Raw genomic sequence first — 18740 nt, forward strand, 5'->3', positions numbered from 1 at the left:
AGGGAATTTTGACTATTTTTTTCAATATGACGAAACTTTTTACAAATACGTAAAAAATAACTTTTATACGAAACGGGTGCGTTGATATAAATTATAAATTTAGAGAGGTAGAAAAAATATGAGCAATGAAATTTTAAACTACGATAAGGTCGCTGAAGCTTCCCTTGCGAAAGCTCAGAGAGATGGCGCAGAAACAATGTGGGATCGCCGAGCTGCACAAAAAACCCAATGTGGTTTTGGAGAAGCAGGGGTATGTTGCCGAATTTGTGCAATGGGTCCATGTCGAGTCAGTCCAGTTCCTGGAAAAGGAGCTGAAAGAGGTATTTGTGGAGCAAACGCTGACACAATTGTAGCAAGAAACTTTGCCAGAATGGTTGCCGGCGGAACATCTGCCCATTCAGATCATGCCCGTGATATCGTTCATGCTATGCATAGTACAAAAGCTGAAGGCCCATTCAAAATTCGTGATGAAGCTAAATTAAGAAGAATCGCTAAAGAATGGGATGTAGTTGATGCCGATACCAAAGAAACTTATGCATTAGCTCACGAAATGGCTGATTTAGCCCTTGAAGAATTTGGTAAACCTTTTGGAACCCAACGTTTCTTAAAAAGAGCACCACAAGCTCGACAAGAAATCTGGGCACGTGAAGATATCGCACCACGTGCGATTGATATGGAAGTAACTACTTTAATGCATTCAACTCATATGGGTTGTGCTGCTGACTATGAAAGCATCTTCCGACGTGGAATGAGAACTGGTATGTCTGATGGATGGGGCGGATCCATGATCGGAACCGAATTCTCTGATATCTTATACGGAACACCAACCGCACGTGCATCTTCTTCTAACCTGGGTGTTATTGATGCTGAAATGGTTAATATCCTGATTCATGGTCATGATCCTAACCTGGCTGAAATGGTTGTATTAGCTGCTCAAAACCCAGAAATGGTTGAAATGGCAAAAGCTAAAGGTGCTAAAGGCATTAACATTGTTGGTATGTGTTGTACAGGTAATGAAATGACCATGAGACATGGTATTAAAATTGCCGGTAACTTCTACCAACAGGAAATGTGTATTATTACAGGTGCTATCGAAGCAGTTGTAGTTGACGTTCAATGTATCTTCCCGGCCCTTCCAGAACTGGCTAAAACATACCATACCCGATTTATCAGTACTTCAGCAAAAGCAAAAATTGCAGGTGATATGTACATCGAATTCTCTGAAGCAACCGGTTTAGACAATGCTAACGAAATTGTTAAATTAGCTGTTGAAAACTTCCCTAACCGAGATGCTGCTAAAGTAGAAATTCCAGACATTAAACAAGATACGATGGTTGGTTACTCTGTAGAAACCATTATCGAACATTTAGATGCAGTTGTTAACTCACAATTAGAAGATAAACTGGGAACCGTTAAACCTTTAGTTGATGTTATCTATGCAGGCGTTATTCGTGGTGCTGCTGGTGTTGTTGGTTGTAATAATCCAAAACAACAACATGACTATGCTCATATTACTGTAATGGAAGAATTAATTAAACGTGATGTTATCTGTGTTGTAACAGGTTGTGCTGCTCAAGCCGCTGCTAAAGCCGGTTTATTAACATTAGAAGCAAAAGAAAAATGCGGTCGTGGACTATTAGAAGTCTGTGAACGTGTAAATATTCCTCCAGTTCTTCACATGGGTTCTTGTGTAGATATCAGCCGTATTCTTCATATTGTAAACTTATGTGCTGATATAAAAGGAATCGATCCAGCTTTATTACCAGTTGTTGGTATCGCTCCAGAATGGATGTCAGAAAAAGCCGTTGCTATTGCAAACTATGTAGTCGGTTCTGGTATCAATACTTATCTGGGTGTTATTCCACAGGTATTAGGATCACCAAACTTCACAAAATTAATGACCGAAGACGTCCAAGAATTCATTGGAGCACACTTCGTATTTGAAAAAGATCCAATTGTCATGGTTGATAAAATCATGGAAGATATGGAAGCTAAAAGAACTGCTTTAGGTATCTAATTAATAAAAGATAGACAGGTGATAAAATGAAAATAGCATTAACAGGAAAAGGCGGGGTTGGTAAAACAACCATCTCAGCAAGTTTAAGCCGATATTTTGCCGACGAAGGATATAATGTATTAACAGTTGATGCTGATCCCGATGCCAATCTTGGCCTGGCTTTAGGTATGACCGAGGAAATGATCGCCAGTATTGTTCCCATTTCTGAAATGAAAGACATGATAGAAGAGCGAACAGCTGCCGATACCGGTTCCTTTGGATCAATGTTTAGAATGAATCCAGAGGTTGCTGATATTCCTGAGCGTTATGCCAAAGAGTTTAATGGGGTCAAGCTGCTGACAATGGGAACCGTAGACGCCGGAGGATCCGGCTGTGTATGCCCTGAGCATGTTTTATTAAAGATGCTTATGAGCCATCTGGTTTTATACCAAAAAGATGTGGTTATCATGGATATGGAAGCAGGCATTGAACATCTGGGTCGTGGAACTGCCGGAGCAGTCGATGCGTTTATCGTTGTCGTCGAGCCAGGCGTCCGAAGCATCCAGACTTATCATAAGGTTAAATCCATGGCAATTGATATAGGTGTCAAGCAAGTTTATGTTATTGGAAATAAAATCCGGAATGACGGAGATATCGCCTTTCTTACCGAAAAAATCGGAGCTGAAAACATCATTGGTTTTTTAAATTACCGGGATGCCATTTCAGAATCTGATCGTAACAATCAGTCGCCCTATGACGATCCGGTCATGAAGGAAGATATTGCCGTATTAGGCAAGAAAATTTTGGCGATTGTTGAAGAAAAAAAGAAATAATAAGTTAAGAATAAAGCTATAAAAATCTAATGTTAATTGAACGAATCTAAGGAGGAAAAAGTCCATATGAATATGAATCTTTTTGATATTGTTTACGACGGTCAAGCCCAGTATCAGCAACGTGCTGAAGAAATGGTTGCCAAAGTCGTTGCTGAAAAGGGAAAAGAAACACCGGTAAAATTCCCAGGTACTGCTTATGCTTTACCTTGTATCTATGCTATCACTGGTAAAAAAATTACCAATGTAGGTGAACTGGAAGAAGCTTTAGAACTTGCTAAAGCTAAGGTTAACCGTACTAATTACTTGCAAGAAGGCTTAGATGCCGGAACTTCTGCTGCTATGTGTGCAGAAATTATTGAAGCAGTTAAATATGTTTACGATGAACTTCCATACGAAGGTCGTCACGTTGAAGATTTAAATACAACTGATGCCCGTTGTTTAGGACATATCACCGATGCTGAAGTTCGTAACTTCGGTGTGCCACTGGTAACAGATGATATCCCAGGGGTTGCTGTTATTATTGGTGAATGTAAAGATGCCGAAATGCTTGCTAGTATCGTTAAAGATTACCAGGGTAAAGGTTTATTAACCTTCATGGTTGGTAAAGTTATCGATCAAGCGATTGAACAAAAAATTAAAATGGGTATTGACCTTCGCGTTATTCCTTTGGGATACGAAATTGAATCTGTAATCCATGTTGTATCTGTTGCGCTTCGTGCCAGCTTAATCTTTGGTGCAACACCTCCAGGCGACTTCCTGGCTCACAGAACCTATACAAAGAACCGTGTAAAAGCATTTGTTAATGTATTTGGACCATGGGATAACAAAATTATCGCTGCTGGTGCTGCTGCCATCGAGTTGGGCTTCCCAGCAATCACAGAAACATATATCAACGAAGTACCAACCTTATTATTAAACCAACCTGACAACAGCAAAGTTGTTGCCACTTCTTTAGAAGCCCGTAACATCAAAATCAAAGTTACCGAAATCGATTGTCCAGTTGCTGTTTCTTCAGCTTTTGAAGGTGAACGTGTTCGTAAAGATACCATGTTTGCTGAATTCGGCGGAAACAAAACTGAATGTTGGGAACTTGTTACAACTGGCGATTTAGCTGAAATGGAAGATCACAAAATTACTGTTGTCGGACCAGATATCGATGACGCAATGTTCGCAGGCAAAGACGTTGTTCGTCTGCCAATGGGTGTTGTTGTTAAAGTTGCTGGTAAAGCAATGCAAAAAGACTTTGAAACCGTACTTGAAAGACGTATCCATTACTTTACAAACTATATTGAAGGCGCAATGCATGTTGGACAAAGAAACATCGCCTGGATCCGTTTAACAAAAGAAGCATTTGAAAAAGGCTTCCGTTTAAAACATATCGGTGAAGTTTTATACGCAAAAATGCGTTCTGACTTTGACAAAGTTGTTGATAAATGTGAAGTGACCATTTACACCAACGCTGAAGATGTAAAACGACTTGGCGAAGAAATGGTTAAACCAATCTATGCTGAACGTGATGAAAGAATGGGCGCTCTAACAGATGAAAGTGTTGATGAATTCTACACCTGTTTATTATGTCAATCATTTGCTCCTAGCCACGTTTGTGTTGTAACACCAGAACGTTTAGGTCTTTGTGGTGCTGTTTCCTGGTTGGATGCTAAAGCTACTAAAGAACTTGATCCAATGGGACCAAACCAACCAATCGTTAAAGGTGAAGCTATTGACGAACGCCTTGGTATCTGGGAATCTTGTAACGAAGTAGTTGCTCAAGCATCACAAGGTGCAGTTGAAAAAGTTACTCTGTACTCAATTCTTGAAGATCCAATGACTTCTTGTGGTTGTTTCGAATGTATCTGTGGTATTATGCCAGAAGCTAACGGTGTTATCATTGTAAACCGTGAGTTCGGTGATACTTCACCAGTTGGTATGACTTTCGGTGAATTGGCTTCTATGACCGGTGGTGGGGTTCAAACTCCAGGCTTCATGGGTCATGGTCGATTCCTGATCGGTTCTAAAAAATTCATGTCAGCTGAAGGCGGTTTATCTCGAATCGTTTGGATGCCAAAAGAATTAAAAGACGATGTTGCAGAACGTTTAAATAAAGCTGTCAAAGAAATGACTGGAATTGAAAACTTTGCAGACATGGTTTGCGATGAAACAATTGCCAGCGACTCTGAAGCAGTATTAGAATTCTTAGAATCAAAAGGACATCCAGCATTAGCTATGGATCCAATTATGTAATTAATTTTTGACCTGAGTCAAAAATAATAACATGCCTGAAGGCAGAACACAGACGTGTTCTGCCTTTTTTTCTAAATAAATATAAAAGTAGTTATAGTAAATTGCTGTAGATTAGAATAATTCAAAATAAACCATGGTTTTTTTAAGAAAAAAATGCTATAATCATTACAAATTTTAGAACAACAGGAGGAAACAATATGTGTAGCAATAAAGAACTTCACAGTCATGGCGAACATCACGACCATCAAGAAGGACATCCACATAGTGGCACCACAAATCACGATCATCAACATGCCCAGCCTCACAGCGGCGAAGAAGGACATGACCATACCCATGAACACAACCACGAGCACGGCCACACTCATAGTCATACCCACAGTGATGACCATGATCATGGCAGCGACCATACTCATGATGCTGAGCATGAACATCCACATACCCACAAACACGCACATCCCCACCCACATAAACATGAACATCCTCATGGTCATGAAGGACATGGGCATGAGCATCCCCACGGTCATGAACATCCCCATCCTCACGGTGAAGGACATTGTGGAAATCATGGCAAAAATGGAGCCGGCTGCTGCCATGGGGGCGATGTTGAAAATAAAGATATTGAAATTTTAGGGCTGTTGCTGGATCATTGGGTTGCCCATAATCAGGATCATGCGATGGAATACAATACCTGGGTTGAAAAAATGAATCGCCTCGGTAAAAATGATGTGGCTGAATCGCTGATTGAAGCGATTGCATTGATGAGTGAAGCAGATAAACACCTGGTTGAAGCAAAGAAAGAATTAAACTAAAAAATAGTCAGGCGACTATTTTTTGAGGGTTAAAACTTGAAATAAAGCCGTTTTTCAAGGCACTACTGAATGGGTCCGGGTGACTCGATAGTAAAATTTGTAAGCTATAATGAACATAATCGCCCCTTAGCTTGTGTTAAGGGGCGGTCTGTGTTAAAATAGCTTCAATTAAAAGAAAGGAGACTGAGAACATGTGTGAATCTTCAGCTTATATGATTACTCCTGAAGGAGAAACAAAAATAATGGACTATGTTGTTGATATCGTTCCAAATGACGATGGCAGCTTAACCTTGTCCGATTTATTGGGTGGTACAAAAATTGTTCAAGGCAAACTAAAAGAAGTGAAACTTCTTAACCACAAAATTATTATTGAAGGAACGACGGTTTAGCCAATGAACATTGTAGTGCTAGATGGTATGGGAGGAGGCATTGGGTCTCGAATTGTGGGTATTTTAAAAGATGAAATACCGCCGTATATTGAAATATATGGATTGGGAACCAATGCTCTGGCCACTGCGGCCATGTTAAAAAAAGGGGCCAATAAGGGCGCTACCGGAGAAAATGCAATTGCCGTTACTGTTAAGAAAGCGGATTTTATTATCGGCTCGATTGCAATGACGATTCCTAACTCCATGATGGGAGAAGTCACACCGAAAATGGTTGAAGCCATTGGAAGCAGTGATGGATTGAAAATCTATATACCGATTATGCCGGAAAATCACCATATTGTTTCACTGGAAGAAAAACCATTATTACTCCAGATTCGCGAAGCAGTGTCTTTGATTAAAAAAGAACTTAATTTGGGAGAAATATAGATGGATACTAAATTAAATATGGATAGGGACGAAGATATTTTCAAGGTGTTTCTGGCACATTGGATTAATCACACCGGAGACCATATTGAAGGCTATCGGGAGTGGGCAGAGAAATTAAAGGGAACCTCAAAAGAGAATGTGTCCCAGGAAATTTTTCTGGCAATTGACAAGATGCGGGAAGCTCAAAAAAAGATCATGGAAGCGAAGTTGCGTTTCTGATCACTGGTTAAGTATTTAAGACAGGCACGAAATAAAATTGATATAACCCATGCTTGAAAGCAGGACTTTTTTTGTTCTGTTTTTTTTATTGAAAATTTCGGTTAATAAAGAGTTGTTTTAATTAAATTTTAACGATGATGAGTCCCGGGGAAAATAAAACTTTTCTCGGGACATTTTTTATAAAAAGTTATGTGGATTTTTAGAGATGGTGTATAATGAAGTCATAAAAAGTTAAAGAAGGTTCAAAAAAATGCGAATAAAAGATAAGAAGCGCTTCATTATTGCATGCGGCGGACTGGCAGCAATCCTGATTCTGATAATTGTCGTTTTAACCATCAGTTTTTGGAATCGTAACGAAAGTCAGGCAGAGGCAGACAGTAAGAAAAATACCCAAACAACGGCAACAGCAAAAGAAACCGATACGGCAGCAAATACCCAAACGGCTGCGGCTGGACAGTCAACCCAGACAGAAACCAAAGAAGAAATAAAAACCACAACGACAGAAAATGCCGCCGGTGTAGACAGTGTGATAACGCTGGTTAATAAGAATCACAGTATGTCTGCCAATTATGTGCCCAGTGATCTGGTTACGGTTGACTTGCCATCGACCCGTGATACGCAATTGCGAAGCATTGCTGCCGAGGGACTGACGAAGCTGTTTAAAGCGGCTGAAGGGGCCGGTCTGGAATTATACTGTTGTTCCGGCTATCGTTCATATGAAACCCAGTCTGAACTGTATACCTGGAATGTGGAGACTTACGGGGTTGATGGTGCTGAGCTGGTCAGCGCCCGACCGGGAATGAGTGAACACCAGTTGGGTTTGGCCATGGATGTAACCAGTGCTTCGGTAGGGTTTGATCTGTTGGAGAGTTTTGGAACAACAGCTGAAGGACAATTCATCAATGAAAACGCCCATAAGTATGGGTTTATTGTCCGCTATCCCCAGGGTAAAACCGATATTACCGGTTATGCCTACGAGCCCTGGCATCTGCGATATTTAGGGGTCGATGTGGCGACTGCGATTTACAATAGCGGCAAAACCATGGAAGAATACTATAGCACCAATTAAGATGTCATTTTGAGATAAACAAATAATGAAAAAAGGATATCTTCGCTGATATCCTTTTTGATTGGGTTTTATCTGATTTTAGCAGGAGAATAACTGCGAAAAAAACTATTTAAAAAAAAATGAATGTTTGATATAATAAGCAGGTATTTCGTGCGCCCGTAGCTCAGGTGGATAGAGCAGTAGTTTCCTAAACTGCGTGCCGGAGGTTCGAATCCTCTCGGGTGCACCATTTTAATTTTACGGCGATGGCCGTTTTTTTATTGGCAAGATTTGCCATAGAAATCAGATTGGTAATGATTTTGTAAATTATTGATTAAGTGATAATAAACTGTTGCAAAGTATAACAACAAGGTTTATACTTCATAGAGTTATCAAGCTGGAGCGATATCTTTAATCGGGGAGAAAGTATGGAAAATTATAAAAAGTATTTAATAGTCTGCGGACTTCTTTTATTGTTTGCATTGATTTCTCCAGTCATTATTGCCTGGATTAGTGTGATTCTTTCACCAATTATTACAACGGCAGGTGTGGTTGCGATTATTTTTATTGCGACGGTGATGATTGCATGGTTTGGAAAAATCGGCCGCAAATAGATGGCTGACCCAGGGATTCCTTTTGGCAGCCAGGTTTGTCAAGTTCAGTGATAGTAACAACACAGAAAATATTGTGAATTAACAGGAGATAATTGACTAAGTTGAACGTACGATTAGTAGAAGAAAAAGATTATGCCCGGGTATTGGATATTTTGAACGAGGCCATTGCCGCCCGGAAATTTACCGCCCAGCTTTCGCCGGCAACCATGGAGATGCGAAAGGACTGGTTTATTCATCACTCGGCGCCAAGACACCCGATGTACGTGGCAGAGTCAGATGGTTACGTGGTTGGTTGGGTGACGCTCACCGAGTTTAGGGCCGGACGGGAAGGGTTTCGCTTTACATCAGAAATCAGTTACTATATCGATAGCCGCTTTCATCGCCAGGGCATTGGATCGATGCTGATGCAGCGAGCCATTGAGGCCGCCCGAGAAATAGGCTTCAGGAATCTGGTGGCGGTTGTATTTGACACTAATATCAGCAGCCGCAAACTTGTTAAAAAGCATGGCTTCAGGCTCTGGGGTCATATGCCGGATGCGGTCGATATTGACGGAAAAACCATTGGCTGTGATTATTGGGGATTAAAAATAGAAAAATAATAAATCCCGCTTGATTATTTCCGGCGTTGCTGATATAATTTTAATGTTGTTCAAAAGGCTATACGCCTTTTTTTATTTGGACGAAAGCTACAATAATCTTTCTGTCAGTTGCAAAGAAAATCATGGATAATTATCAATGTTTTCATTGACAAAAACAAGGTTCGCATGGTATTCTATGTTAGTGACTATGAAAATAGGGAACGTGTGCCTGCGTGTTCCTGCGGGTGTTGATATAAGGATGTAGGAGGTGCTGGAATGAGAGTAAAAGTTACTTTAGCATGTACAGAATGCAAGCAAAGAAATTACGATACCATGAAAAACAAGAAGAATAACCCTGATCGTTTAGAAGTGGATAAATATTGCAAGTTTTGCAAGAAGCATACACCACATAAAGAAACGAAATAATGGATAAAGAGGAATATCATGGCAACTAATAAGAAAACTAAAAATGCCAGTAGTAAACAAGGAAAAGATAACACCCCGCAACAGGCGCAAAAAACCGAAGATAAGGCAGCAAACCTGGTAAAAGAGGATAAAAAAACGCCTCAATCAACGGCAAAAAATGAGAAAAAAACACAAAAGAAGTCAAGCGAAAAAAGTAAGGAACCAAACATTTTTCAAAAAATGATAGGCTTTTTCAAAGGCGTTCATCATGAATTAAGAAAAGTTACTTGGTTGACTAAAGATGAATTGATTAAAAAATCTGGCGTTGTCGCTGGAATTGTTGGGATATTCACTTTTCTCGTTTGGGTTGTTGATTCAGGATTAGGTGCACTTGCCGCGTTATTTATGAACATTTAGGTAAGGGAGAACCATGGATACTAATCAACACGAACAGGCCCAATGGTTTGTTGCACATACCTATTCCGGTTACGAGAATAAGGTAAAAGCAAGCATTGAAGCCACAGTAGAAAACAGAAATATGGAGGACGTGATCCTTGAGGTTCAGGTTCCCGTACAAGAAGTAGTGGAAAGCAAAAACGGCAAAAAAGTCGTTAAAGAAAAGAAACTATTTCCAGGTTATGTCATGATTAAAATGTTCATGACAGATGATTCATGGTATGTTGTCCGAAATACCCGAGGTGTTACCGGGTTTGTTGGTCCTGCTTCAAAACCTGTTCCATTGTCCAAGGCTGAACTTAAGAGTATGGGCATTCGTCAACAACGTGTGGAAATTAGCATGCATGTTGGTGAAGAAGTGAAGGTAATTGAAGGACCACTTGAAGGTTTCACTGGCGTTATTGAAGAAGTACATGCTGAGAAATCAAAGGTTAAGGTCAATGTTTCCATGTTTGGTCGAGATACTCTCGCTGAACTGGGATTTGAACAAATAGAAAAAATAAACACTTAAGGAAAAAACTATTCTTCATGCTACTCCCTTTAGGAGAAAAAATACTATAATAAAATGAAGGAGGTGTTATCATGGCAAAAAAAGTAATTGGTATGATTAAATTACAAATTCCTGCCGGTAAAGCAACACCAGCACCACCAGTTGGACCTGCATTAGGTCAACATGGGGTTAATATTATGGGATTCTGTAAAGAATTCAACGCAAAAACTGCAAATGACGCAGGGATGATTATTCCTGTTGTAATCACTGTTTATCAGGATCGATCTTACTCGTTTATTACAAAAACTCCACCAGCTGCCGTTCTGTTAAAGAAAATTGCTGGTATTGAGTCTGGATCTGGCGTACCTAACAAAACTAAGGTAGCTAAGGTTACAACTGAACAATTAAGAGAAATCGCAACATTAAAAATGCCTGACTTAAATGCAGCATCTGTAGAATCAGCGATGAGAATGATCGCTGGAACCGCCCGTAGCATGGGTATCACAATCGAAGAATAATTTTAGAAGGTAGAAACACCTTAAGTGGGAGGGAAACCGCTATTACCACAAGGAGGCAAAGATGAAAAAAGGAAAAAAATATCAGGATTTGGTAAAAAGCTTTGACAAGCAAGAGTTATTTGAACTGGATGCAGCGATTGCACAGGTTAAAAAACTGGCGACAGCAAAGTTTGATGAAACCATTGAATTGCATGTAAAATTGGGTGTTGACTCACGTCATGCTGATCAACAGGTTCGTGGAGCAATCGTTCTGCCACATGGTACAGGGAAAACAGTTAAAGTTCTGGTTATCGCCAAAGGTGATAAATTGAAAGAAGCTGAAGAAGCCGGTGCAGATTTCTTTGGTGAAGACGATATTATCGATAAAATTCAAAAAGAAAACTGGTTTGATTTTGATGTAATGATTGCTACTCCAGATATGATGGGTAAGGTTGGTCGTTTAGGTCGAGTTTTAGGACCTAAAGGTTTAATGCCTAACCCAAAATCAGGAACTGTAACCATGGATATTGCCAAAGCTGTTGCCGATACAAAAGCCGGTAAGGTTGAGTATCGTTTAGACAAAACCAATATTATTCATGTCATTATTGGAAAAGCATCTTTCACGGAAGAAGCTTTAAAAGAAAACATGATGGTATTATTGGATACAGTCAAAAAAGCAAAACCAGCTGCTTCTAAGGGTCAATACTTCCGTAGTGTTACTCTGGCAAGCACCATGAGCCCTGGAGTTAAAGTCAACACAGGAAAAATCTAGGAGTCTATTGCTTCACTGAAGATAAACTCTGAAACGACTTGACATAGAAAATGACAAATGATACAATAGCATCGTTGTCAAAGACGCATTCATCCAAAGACAGTAGGTTTGTAAATCCTACCGAGGTTGAAGAGAAAAAAGCTTATGAATAATAAAGCTCTCTTCACGCTGTGGAGTGAGCTTTTTTGATACGATTTTATAAAGGAGGTGCAGATAATACATGCCAAAGATTGAAGTAAAACAAGTAATTGTACAAGAGATTGCCGAAAAACTTCGTAACGCCCAAACAGCGGTTCTCGTAGACTATCGTGGTTTGAATGTGGAAGAAGTGACTGAGTTACGTTCTCAGGCTCGCGCAGCAGGTATTGACTACAAGGTATACAAAAACTCAATGATGCGGTTCGCTGCGAAAGAAACCGGTTTTGAAGGTTTGCTTGACGTTTTAGTTGGACCTACTGCAATTGCTTTCTGTGATACAGATCCAGTTGCACCAGCAAAACTACTCAGTGAGTTTGCAAAAAAACATAAAGCTTTAGAAATTAAAGCGGGTATGGTTGATGGTAAGGTTTTAGACGTTCAAGGCGTACAGGATCTAGCCGAATTACCACCGCGAGAAGTATTGGTGGCCAAGGTTCTTGGCGGCTTAAACGCACCAATTTCAGGTTTTGTTAACGTTCTTAACGGAAACATGCGTGGATTGGTTGTCGCATTAAATGCGATTGCAGAACAAAAACAAGCATAATTCGAAAGACAAATTAAAATTATAGAAAGATTATTTGGAGGTTTTATAAAATGGCAAGTGAAAAAGTAACACAATTAATTGAAGACGTAAAAGGTTTAACAGTATTAGAATTATCTGAACTGGTTAAAGCATTAGAAGAAGAATTCGGCGTTAGCGCTGCTGCTCCAATGGCTATGATGGCTGCTCCAGCTGCTGGTGGTGCAGTTGAAGAAGCAGAAGAAAAAACTGATTTTGATGTAATCCTGGCTTCAGCTGGCGATCAAAAAATCAAAGTTATCAAAGTAGTTCGTGAATTAACAGGCTTAGGCTTAAAAGAAGCAAAAGCATTAGTTGACGAAGCTCCAAAACCATTAAAAGAAGGCGCTACTAAAGAAGAAGCTGATGATATTAAAGCTAAAATTGAAGAAGTTGGCGGAAGCGTCGAAGTAAAATAATTACTCGATAACCACTAAAAATCACTTGCTTGCGCAGGTGATTTTTTTGTTTAACAGACACGGTCTGAGAAAGAAGAACAATGGGAAAGAAACAGACAAATCAAGTCAAAGAAATCACACCCATGGCGGTTGATTTTCCCCAATGGTATACCGATGTTATCTCCAAAACAGAATTGGTGGATTATTCTCCGGTAAAAGGTTTTATGGTAATCAGGCCCTATGGTTATGCTATTTGGGAGCTGATCCAGGGCGCTTATGATAAACGGTTCAAAGAAACCGGTCATGAAAATATGTATTTTCCGCTTTTGATTCCAGAGAGCCTCCTGACCAAAGAAGCTGAGCATGTGGAAGGGTTTGCCCCTGAGGTAGCCTGGGTAACCCATGGCGGCGGCAAGGAATTGGCTGAACGGCTGGCCGTGCGCCCCACCTCGGAAACGATTATTTGCAGTATGTACTCAAAGTGGTTGAATTCCTATCGGCAACTACCTTATTTGTATAATCAATGGTGTTCGGTAGTACGATGGGAAAAAACCACGCGACCATTTTTAAGAACCTCCGAGTTTTTATGGCAGGAAGGTCATACTCTCCATGAAACTCCCGAAGAAGCTCAGGACGAAACCATGCAGATGCTGGGAATCTATCGGGAAATTGCCGAAAGCCACCTGGCGATGCCAATGGTGGTGGGTCGAAAAAGTGATAAAGAGAAATTTGCCGGTGCTGATGCCACCTATACTATGGAAGCGCTGATGCACGATGGACAGGCCCTTCAATCGGGAACCTCCCATAATCTGGGTCAACATTTCACTAAAGCCTTTGATATTACCTACCTGGATCGCAATAATGAACAATCATTTCCGTACCATACCTCCTGGGGAGTGTCAACCAGGTTAATCGGTGGCATTATTATGGTTCATGGGGATGACAATGGGTTGGTTTTGCCACCTAAAATTGCCCCTATTCAAGTAGTTGTCATTCCGGTGGCCCAACATAAAGAAGGGGTTCTGGATAAAGCCTGGGAAATCAGTAAAGCCTTAGGAAAAGATTTTAGAGTAAAAGTTGATGATCTGGATGGCTATTCACCTGGTTGGAAGTTTAATCAGTGGGAAATGAAGGGTGTACCAATCCGACTGGAAATCGGTCCACGCGATATTGAAAATGGCCAATGCGTGCTGGCTCGTCGGGATACCGGTGAAAAAATCCAGATCAGCCTGGACAATGTCGCCCAGGCAGTGGCAGATTTACTGACCGAAATTCAAGCGAATCTCTTTAACAAAGCTTTAAAAATGCGGGAAGAAAAAACCTCAACCGCGGAAAATATCACTGAATTCAAAAAGAATTTAACAGAAAATCCGGGCTTTATCAAAGCCATGTGGTGCGGCGATCGCAGCTGTGAAGACAAGATCAAGGAAGACACCGGAGCATCGATTCGTTGTATTCCGTTTGAAGATGAACAGGAAGTGTTGTACGAAGGTAAATGTGTATGTTGCGGCAAGCCTGCTGAGAAAATGGCTTACTTCGCCCGCGCTTATTAGAAAGAGTGCGCGTGTGAAGATGAGCAGCATTGCAATGACGAACCTGGGATTTTTCTTGAATGAAGTCGAATTTTATGAACATATCCGGATGAAAAAAGGATCAAGACGGGCCTTGCCCATCGAACGGATTCTCGAGACCGCAAGAAATATTCCGAAACCAAAGGTTTTATATCGGGTTTCTGAAGCGAAAATCATTGATGCTACCCACTTCACGCTGGATGGAGTCGAATTTATCAGTGAAGTTGGGGTGGAAAAAATTTCGCAAGCATCCTATGTTTTTCCGAATATTGTCACCGCCGGCCCGGAAATTGAGAACTACTGCTTATCCCGGGAAAATGTCCTGGATCAGTACATCATCATGGAGCTATGTAATTTTGCCTGTGAATTTGCCCGTGAAGTGCTAATTCGCGATATTAAAAATCGTTACGGCGTCGAAATCAAGGATTGTATTTATCCTGGGGAAGACGGATTTCGACTGGAATCGGGGAAAAAGATCTTTGACCTGTTTGAAAATGTCGAAGCAGAAATAGGGGTCACTGTTACCGAGGTGGGCCTGACGACTCCCAGCCGGACAGCCTATGCGATTTATTTTGGATAGAATGGTTAAAAAGTCAAGAATAAGTTGAAAAGAGGCCGAGAATTAATTTTTTCGGCCTCTTTTTTTATGCGTTTTTTAAGCAGTCTAAAATTTCTATCATGCGCTTATTTAACAACGGATGGACAAAGTATGGGGCGATTTCCACCATCGATTCCATCACGAAAGCCCGATCCTGGATGCGCGGATGGGGCAGGATGACATGGGGGTCATCGGTGACCAGGCTGTCGTAAAACAAGATGTCCAGATCGATGGTTCGGGGTCCCCAGTGTATCGTCCGTTCCCGTTTGAGTCCCTGTTCAATCTGAAGCAGTAGGTTCATCAGGATATGCGGTGGCAGGGTAGTTCTGATTTTCAGCACACAATTAAGAAAGGCATCCTGATCGGTGTAGCCCCAGGGTTCGGTTTCAATGATGGTGGATTGAACCAGAATTTCAATGCCCGGGGTATTGTTTAAGGCACCGATCGCCTCACTTAAATTCTGGTGGCGGTCGCCCATATTGGTACCCAGGCCAATAAATGCCTCGTGCCAACCGCGGTTAATTTCGATGGCGACGGTGTCCATCGATTTTAGGATCGGGGCCCAGGGTTTTTTGATCATGATACAGACATGTTTAACCATCGGGTAATGTTTTAAAACATAGGTGGCCAGCATTTCCCCGGCTGTTTCGATCAGGTCATAGCTTTCTTTTTTAAATTCGACCTCAAGCGCATGGCACAGTTCGCCATAGTGAACTGATTTTGTCAAGTCGCCGGTGAGGGCGGCCTCCTGCATGTCCAGTGTCAGGGTTACCGAAATCAGAAATTTCTGGCCCAGGCTTTTTTCTTCTGGGAAAACCCCGTGGTAGGCAAATACCTCAAAATCTTTTATATAGAGTTTGTCCATGGTGCTCCTTTCAGAATGCTGAAGGCCATTTGGGCCGCCCGTTTATTTTCCAATACATCATGGACCCGAATAATCGAAGCGCCCTTCATAATGCCGATCACGGTGGTGGCCACGGTGCCTTCGACCCGTTCGGTAACCGGCAGGTCCAGGGTCAGGCCGATAAAACCTTTCCGGGAGGTGCCCAGTAGAATCGGGTAGCCGAGACTTTGGAGGGCCTCCAGATAGTGCATTGTTTCCATGTTCTGGGCATAATCCTTAGCAAAGCCGATGCCGGGATCAAGGATGATGGCATTCCGGGAGACGCCGGCCTTCAGTGCGATGTCAATGGATTCTTGAAGATCGCTGTTAATGTCGGTCATCAGGTTTTGATAATTCTGATTATTGCGGTTGTGCATTAGCACGCAGGGAACCTGATACTCGGCGGCAACCGCGGCCAGGGTCGGGTCGTATTTGAAGCCCCAGATGTCATTGATCAGATCAGCACCGGCCTGTAAGGCTGCTGCACCAACGGCACTCTTGTAGGTGTCAATGGAGATGGGGATGTCAAAACGTTGTCGGATTGCCGTGATCATCGGCACGATCCGGTCAATTTCTTCAGCATCGCTGATTTGGGTATGACCGGGTCGGGTCGATTCACCACCAAGATCGATGAGATCAGCGCCATCGGCGATCATTTTTTCAACCTGTTTAAGGCTGGCGTCGCGATTATTAAATCTGCCGCCGTCGGAAAATGAATCGGGTGTAACGTTTAAGATCCCCATAATGAGGATCTGATTTTTTAAGTCAAAGTTTTTATTGCCAATTTGCATGGGGAACTCCTTTAATAAACAATGGTCAAGTTTTTCTTTTGGCTTGACCAATCACATTCGGTTTCAACCGGGCAGCAAAAGCAGGCCCGGGATAATTTGTCACTTTCATAAAATATTCGACTGAAGCCCTGGGATTCCGGGTTACGATGATTGTGGATAGCATCCAGGATCAGTTTGTTTTCATCGTCGCTGTAATCGAGGGTTTTAAGCAATGGAATTGCCAACTGATGAGAGGCAATTTCATGGGGTATTTTATCTTGATATTGGACAAAACGGCCAATATCGTGGAGCAGTGCAGTCGTATAAATAAGATCCCGGGAGAAGTTTAAACCGGCTTCCATGGTCTTTATACTGGCAATGCGGGCAACTGCTAAAAAATGGGCGATATCGTGACGACAAAACTGTCGTTTGAGTTCACAGATTTGTATTTTTTCGAGATAGTTTTGAAAGTCTTTATTCTGATAAAGTAAATTGGTATTTTTCAACTGATCCATTAACCACGTCCTATTTGATGCTTAAAAGCTTATGCACTTCGTCTTTCAGCTCTTTGTTATGTTCAAAGATACCGGCTTGCATGGCGGTGACGGTACGGGTGCCGGGACGTTTGACACCACGCATATTCATGCACAGATGTTCGGCTTCGACAATAACCATAACGCCTCGGGCATGCAGATATTCCATAATGGCGTCGCCGATATCAGTGGTTAAGACTTCCTGAAGCTGGGGTTTTTTTGAGTATAAATCAACCGTTCGCACAAGTTTTGACAGCCCGGCAACCCGACCATTGGGAATATAGGCGATGTGAACCTTGCCGTAGAATGGCAACAGGTGATGCTCGCACATCGAATAAAAAGGGATATCCCGTTCAATGACAATGTCGTCGGATTTTACCGCAAAGGTTTTGGCCAGGTGAACTTCGGCTGTATGGCCTAAGCCTGAAAAAATTTCAGCGTACATCCGGGCAACCCGGGCTGGGGTTTCAACCAGGCCTTCCCGGCTGGGATCTTCGCCGATGGCTTCTAAAATCATTGTGACAGCTTCTTGGATTTTCTTTTGATCAATCATTTTTCTCCTATCGCCGAATCAACTTAATATTGATCCGGAATGGTTTTTACTAAAACCAAATAAAAAAAGCATTACTTAAATAAAACAAAATGTTTTAAGCAATGCTTCCGCAACCCTTAATTGGTTGTTAAGGGGTCCAGCGGAAGCAACAAGATATCGCAATGAGTTCATTTCGTTTAAAGGCAACTTCCCATCCTCTAACACTTTACGCATCTTGTCTACTCTGTTATATTTAATTGGGTGTATTTTAACATGGGATGGGGTTAGTTACAAGGGTAATATAACGTATTCTTAAAACAGCTAAGACTCTTTTAGTGGGCGATTTGCAGCTAAAAACACCAAGAAAAAAGTTGACGCTGTGAACAAAAAAAGTAAAGAGAAAAAAATTAACCATTTTTTTAACAAAGTCGCTTAATTGATGTAATCGATGGGCAATAATTTTACTTATTTGTTATGGGAAAGTAAAATCTATTAGTGAAAATTGACAAAAGAAAGGTTGGTTTATTAAGAATTTCATCGTTTACTTAAGAAGACTATGTTAAAATAATTCTGCAACTTAAGAAGAGATTTGAATGAACGAATAAGAAATGAGTAAGATAATGACGGATGTAGATGGAAATAAAGATAAATCGCTTAATCAGGATCAATTTACCGTAAAAACACTATATATGCGGGGAATCCCCAAATGGGAGTTTGAACGTTATCTGACTCACAAAGCGGAAACCATTGATGGTAACAGATACGCCGGTCCAGATTGGCAGGTATCGCTTTCGGAAGAACGCCAGGAAAGCATCGGGGTCTGTTCGCTGGTCGCAGTGGACGTCACCCTGGCGGTAGCAAAAGATCAGTTTGATGATTTTCTGCTCACTTTTCGCAAGAACTTTCTCAGGGGCGGGGGTTGATG

At 41.4% G+C, this 18740-nt stretch carries 24 protein-coding genes, 1 tRNA gene, 1 riboswitch and 1 other annotated feature; of the genes, 21 read left to right on the forward strand and 4 right to left on the reverse strand.

What is annotated here, in order from left to right; genetic code table 11:
* Positions 1-118 precede the first annotated feature (118 nt).
* The 20 genes from cooS to ABGU93_RS13605 all read left to right on the forward strand — a co-directional run bounded on the left by cooS (position 119) and on the right by ABGU93_RS13605 (position 15079).
* Positions 119-2017: an anaerobic carbon-monoxide dehydrogenase catalytic subunit gene (gene cooS, locus ABGU93_RS13510; RefSeq protein WP_347413965.1), complete on the forward strand. Its 1899-nt coding sequence runs from the start codon at positions 119-121 to the stop codon at positions 2015-2017.
* Positions 2018-2043: 26 nt separating this feature from the next.
* Complete coding sequence (locus ABGU93_RS13515) at positions 2044-2829, forward strand: AAA family ATPase (RefSeq protein ID WP_347413966.1); 786 nt, start codon at positions 2044-2046, stop codon at positions 2827-2829.
* Between the two features lie 72 nt (positions 2830-2901).
* Positions 2902-5070, forward strand: a complete 2169-nt coding sequence (gene acsB / locus ABGU93_RS13520) for an acetyl-CoA decarbonylase/synthase complex subunit alpha/beta (RefSeq protein ID WP_347414003.1) — start codon at positions 2902-2904, stop codon at positions 5068-5070.
* Positions 5071-5267: 197 nt separating this feature from the next.
* Entirely contained in the window at positions 5268-5879 is a 612-nt protein-coding gene (locus tag ABGU93_RS13525) for a zinc transporter (RefSeq protein WP_347413967.1), read from the forward strand.
* Positions 5880-6070: 191 nt separating this feature from the next.
* Positions 6071-6268: a CooT family nickel-binding protein gene (locus tag ABGU93_RS13530; protein WP_186894093.1), complete on the forward strand. Its 198-nt coding sequence runs from the start codon at positions 6071-6073 to the stop codon at positions 6266-6268.
* A gap of 3 nt (positions 6269-6271) precedes the next feature.
* Positions 6272-6694: a DUF3842 family protein gene (locus ABGU93_RS13535; protein WP_347413968.1), complete on the forward strand. Its 423-nt coding sequence runs from the start codon at positions 6272-6274 to the stop codon at positions 6692-6694.
* Positions 6695-6913 (forward strand): hypothetical protein, encoded by a 219-nt coding sequence (locus ABGU93_RS13540; RefSeq protein ID WP_347413969.1) that lies wholly within the window; start codon positions 6695-6697, stop codon positions 6911-6913. It begins immediately after the preceding gene.
* 250 nt (positions 6914-7163) lie between these two features.
* Complete coding sequence (locus ABGU93_RS13545; RefSeq protein WP_347413970.1) at positions 7164-7982, forward strand: M15 family metallopeptidase; 819 nt, start codon at positions 7164-7166, stop codon at positions 7980-7982.
* Between the two features lie 152 nt (positions 7983-8134).
* Positions 8135-8211 (forward strand) — tRNA-Arg (locus ABGU93_RS13550).
* Positions 8212-8389: 178 nt separating this feature from the next.
* Entirely contained in the window at positions 8390-8575 is a 186-nt protein-coding gene (locus tag ABGU93_RS13555; RefSeq protein WP_026394523.1) for a hypothetical protein, read from the forward strand.
* Positions 8576-8676: 101 nt separating this feature from the next.
* Positions 8677-9174: an N-acetyltransferase family protein gene (locus ABGU93_RS13560; protein ID WP_347413971.1), complete on the forward strand. Its 498-nt coding sequence runs from the start codon at positions 8677-8679 to the stop codon at positions 9172-9174.
* Between the two features lie 255 nt (positions 9175-9429).
* Positions 9430-9579: a 50S ribosomal protein L33 gene (gene rpmG / locus ABGU93_RS13565; RefSeq protein WP_014355470.1), complete on the forward strand. Its 150-nt coding sequence runs from the start codon at positions 9430-9432 to the stop codon at positions 9577-9579.
* An 18-nt stretch (positions 9580-9597) separates the two neighbouring features.
* Entirely contained in the window at positions 9598-9975 is a 378-nt protein-coding gene (gene secE, locus ABGU93_RS13570) for a preprotein translocase subunit SecE (RefSeq protein WP_347413972.1), read from the forward strand.
* Between the two features lie 13 nt (positions 9976-9988).
* Positions 9989-10525 (forward strand): transcription termination/antitermination protein NusG, encoded by a 537-nt coding sequence (gene nusG, locus ABGU93_RS13575; protein WP_347413973.1) that lies wholly within the window; start codon positions 9989-9991, stop codon positions 10523-10525.
* A gap of 71 nt (positions 10526-10596) precedes the next feature.
* Positions 10597-11022 (forward strand): 50S ribosomal protein L11, encoded by a 426-nt coding sequence (gene rplK / locus ABGU93_RS13580; RefSeq protein WP_320024970.1) that lies wholly within the window; start codon positions 10597-10599, stop codon positions 11020-11022.
* Between the two features lie 61 nt (positions 11023-11083).
* The gene (rplA, locus tag ABGU93_RS13585) at positions 11084-11773 is read left to right on the forward strand and encodes a 50S ribosomal protein L1 (RefSeq protein ID WP_347413974.1); all 690 of its coding nucleotides are present in this window, start codon (positions 11084-11086) and stop codon (positions 11771-11773) included.
* Between the two features lie 75 nt (positions 11774-11848).
* Positions 11849-11969 (forward strand) — a sequence feature (ribosomal protein L10 leader region).
* Positions 11970-11993: 24 nt separating this feature from the next.
* Positions 11994-12515, forward strand: coding sequence for a 50S ribosomal protein L10 (gene rplJ / locus ABGU93_RS13590; RefSeq protein WP_347413975.1), 522 nt, complete (start codon positions 11994-11996; stop codon positions 12513-12515).
* A gap of 50 nt (positions 12516-12565) precedes the next feature.
* Positions 12566-12949 carry a 50S ribosomal protein L7/L12 gene (rplL, locus tag ABGU93_RS13595; protein ID WP_070372475.1) on the forward strand — a complete coding sequence of 128 codons (384 nt, stop codon included), beginning with the start codon at positions 12566-12568 and terminating at the stop codon, positions 12947-12949.
* An 80-nt stretch (positions 12950-13029) separates the two neighbouring features.
* Positions 13030-14481, forward strand: coding sequence for a proline--tRNA ligase (gene proS, locus ABGU93_RS13600; RefSeq protein ID WP_347413976.1), 1452 nt, complete (start codon positions 13030-13032; stop codon positions 14479-14481).
* 19 nt (positions 14482-14500) lie between these two features.
* Positions 14501-15079: a hypothetical protein gene (locus tag ABGU93_RS13605; protein WP_347413977.1), complete on the forward strand. Its 579-nt coding sequence runs from the start codon at positions 14501-14503 to the stop codon at positions 15077-15079.
* A gap of 64 nt (positions 15080-15143) precedes the next feature.
* Here ABGU93_RS13605 and folK read toward each other — a convergent pair whose 3' ends face one another.
* Genes folK through folE form a run of 4 tightly spaced genes read right to left on the reverse strand, consistent with a single transcriptional unit; the run spans position 15144 to position 17836 of the window.
* The gene (gene folK / locus ABGU93_RS13610) at positions 15144-15962 is read right to left on the reverse strand and encodes a 2-amino-4-hydroxy-6-hydroxymethyldihydropteridine diphosphokinase (RefSeq protein ID WP_347413978.1); all 819 of its coding nucleotides are present in this window, start codon (positions 15960-15962) and stop codon (positions 15144-15146) included.
* Positions 15944-16771: a dihydropteroate synthase gene (folP, locus tag ABGU93_RS13615; RefSeq protein WP_347413979.1), complete on the reverse strand. Its 828-nt coding sequence runs from the start codon at positions 16769-16771 to the stop codon at positions 15944-15946. The genes folK and folP overlap by 19 nt, the downstream gene beginning before the upstream one ends.
* 11 nt (positions 16772-16782) lie before the next feature.
* Positions 16783-17265: an HD domain-containing protein gene (locus tag ABGU93_RS13620; RefSeq protein WP_347413980.1), complete on the reverse strand. Its 483-nt coding sequence runs from the start codon at positions 17263-17265 to the stop codon at positions 16783-16785.
* 10 nt (positions 17266-17275) lie between these two features.
* Entirely contained in the window at positions 17276-17836 is a 561-nt protein-coding gene (gene folE, locus ABGU93_RS13625) for a GTP cyclohydrolase I FolE (protein WP_347413981.1), read from the reverse strand.
* A gap of 135 nt (positions 17837-17971) precedes the next feature.
* A riboswitch (THF riboswitch) is annotated at positions 17972-18064 on the reverse strand.
* A 359-nt stretch (positions 18065-18423) separates the two neighbouring features.
* Here folE and ABGU93_RS13630 point away from each other — a divergent pair.
* Positions 18424-18738 carry a hypothetical protein gene (locus ABGU93_RS13630; RefSeq protein ID WP_347413982.1) on the forward strand — a complete coding sequence of 105 codons (315 nt, stop codon included), beginning with the start codon at positions 18424-18426 and terminating at the stop codon, positions 18736-18738.
* Positions 18739-18740: the final 2 nt, after the last annotated feature.

The organism is Acetobacterium sp. (genome assembly GCF_039830195.1).
In the GTDB taxonomy this organism is placed as follows: domain Bacteria; phylum Bacillota; class Clostridia; order Eubacteriales; family Eubacteriaceae; genus Acetobacterium.

What these genes read in the sequence shown, in the direction of transcription:
- rplA (WP_347413974.1), top strand. Translation starts at nt 11,084, where the DNA reads ATGAAAAAAGGAAAAAAATATCAGGATTTGGTAAAAAGCTTTGACAAG.
- folK (WP_347413978.1), bottom strand. Translation starts at nt 15,962, where the DNA reads ATGGACAAACTCTATATAAAAGATTTTGAGGTATTTGCCTACCACGGG.
- ABGU93_RS13620 (WP_347413980.1), bottom strand. Translation starts at nt 17,265, where the DNA reads ATGGATCAGTTGAAAAATACCAATTTACTTTATCAGAATAAAGACTTT.
- ABGU93_RS13630 (WP_347413982.1), top strand. Translation starts at nt 18,424, where the DNA reads ATGAGTAAGATAATGACGGATGTAGATGGAAATAAAGATAAATCGCTT.
- nusG (WP_347413973.1), top strand. Translation starts at nt 9,989, where the DNA reads ATGGATACTAATCAACACGAACAGGCCCAATGGTTTGTTGCACATACC.
- ABGU93_RS13535 (WP_347413968.1), top strand. Translation starts at nt 6,272, where the DNA reads ATGAACATTGTAGTGCTAGATGGTATGGGAGGAGGCATTGGGTCTCGA.
- acsB (WP_347414003.1), top strand. Translation starts at nt 2,902, where the DNA reads ATGAATCTTTTTGATATTGTTTACGACGGTCAAGCCCAGTATCAGCAA.
- folP (WP_347413979.1), bottom strand. Translation starts at nt 16,771, where the DNA reads ATGCAAATTGGCAATAAAAACTTTGACTTAAAAAATCAGATCCTCATT.
- ABGU93_RS13515 (WP_347413966.1), top strand. Translation starts at nt 2,044, where the DNA reads ATGAAAATAGCATTAACAGGAAAAGGCGGGGTTGGTAAAACAACCATC.
- proS (WP_347413976.1), top strand. Translation starts at nt 13,030, where the DNA reads ATGGGAAAGAAACAGACAAATCAAGTCAAAGAAATCACACCCATGGCG.
- rpmG (WP_014355470.1), top strand. Translation starts at nt 9,430, where the DNA reads ATGAGAGTAAAAGTTACTTTAGCATGTACAGAATGCAAGCAAAGAAAT.
- ABGU93_RS13545 (WP_347413970.1), top strand. Translation starts at nt 7,164, where the DNA reads ATGCGAATAAAAGATAAGAAGCGCTTCATTATTGCATGCGGCGGACTG.
- folE (WP_347413981.1), bottom strand. Translation starts at nt 17,836, where the DNA reads ATGATTGATCAAAAGAAAATCCAAGAAGCTGTCACAATGATTTTAGAA.
- cooS (WP_347413965.1), top strand. Translation starts at nt 119, where the DNA reads ATGAGCAATGAAATTTTAAACTACGATAAGGTCGCTGAAGCTTCCCTT.
- rplL (WP_070372475.1), top strand. Translation starts at nt 12,566, where the DNA reads ATGGCAAGTGAAAAAGTAACACAATTAATTGAAGACGTAAAAGGTTTA.
- ABGU93_RS13555 (WP_026394523.1), top strand. Translation starts at nt 8,390, where the DNA reads ATGGAAAATTATAAAAAGTATTTAATAGTCTGCGGACTTCTTTTATTG.
- ABGU93_RS13530 (WP_186894093.1), top strand. Translation starts at nt 6,071, where the DNA reads ATGTGTGAATCTTCAGCTTATATGATTACTCCTGAAGGAGAAACAAAA.
- ABGU93_RS13525 (WP_347413967.1), top strand. Translation starts at nt 5,268, where the DNA reads ATGTGTAGCAATAAAGAACTTCACAGTCATGGCGAACATCACGACCAT.
- rplK (WP_320024970.1), top strand. Translation starts at nt 10,597, where the DNA reads ATGGCAAAAAAAGTAATTGGTATGATTAAATTACAAATTCCTGCCGGT.
- ABGU93_RS13605 (WP_347413977.1), top strand. Translation starts at nt 14,501, where the DNA reads ATGAGCAGCATTGCAATGACGAACCTGGGATTTTTCTTGAATGAAGTC.
- secE (WP_347413972.1), top strand. Translation starts at nt 9,598, where the DNA reads ATGGCAACTAATAAGAAAACTAAAAATGCCAGTAGTAAACAAGGAAAA.
- ABGU93_RS13540 (WP_347413969.1), top strand. Translation starts at nt 6,695, where the DNA reads ATGGATACTAAATTAAATATGGATAGGGACGAAGATATTTTCAAGGTG.
- rplJ (WP_347413975.1), top strand. Translation starts at nt 11,994, where the DNA reads ATGCCAAAGATTGAAGTAAAACAAGTAATTGTACAAGAGATTGCCGAA.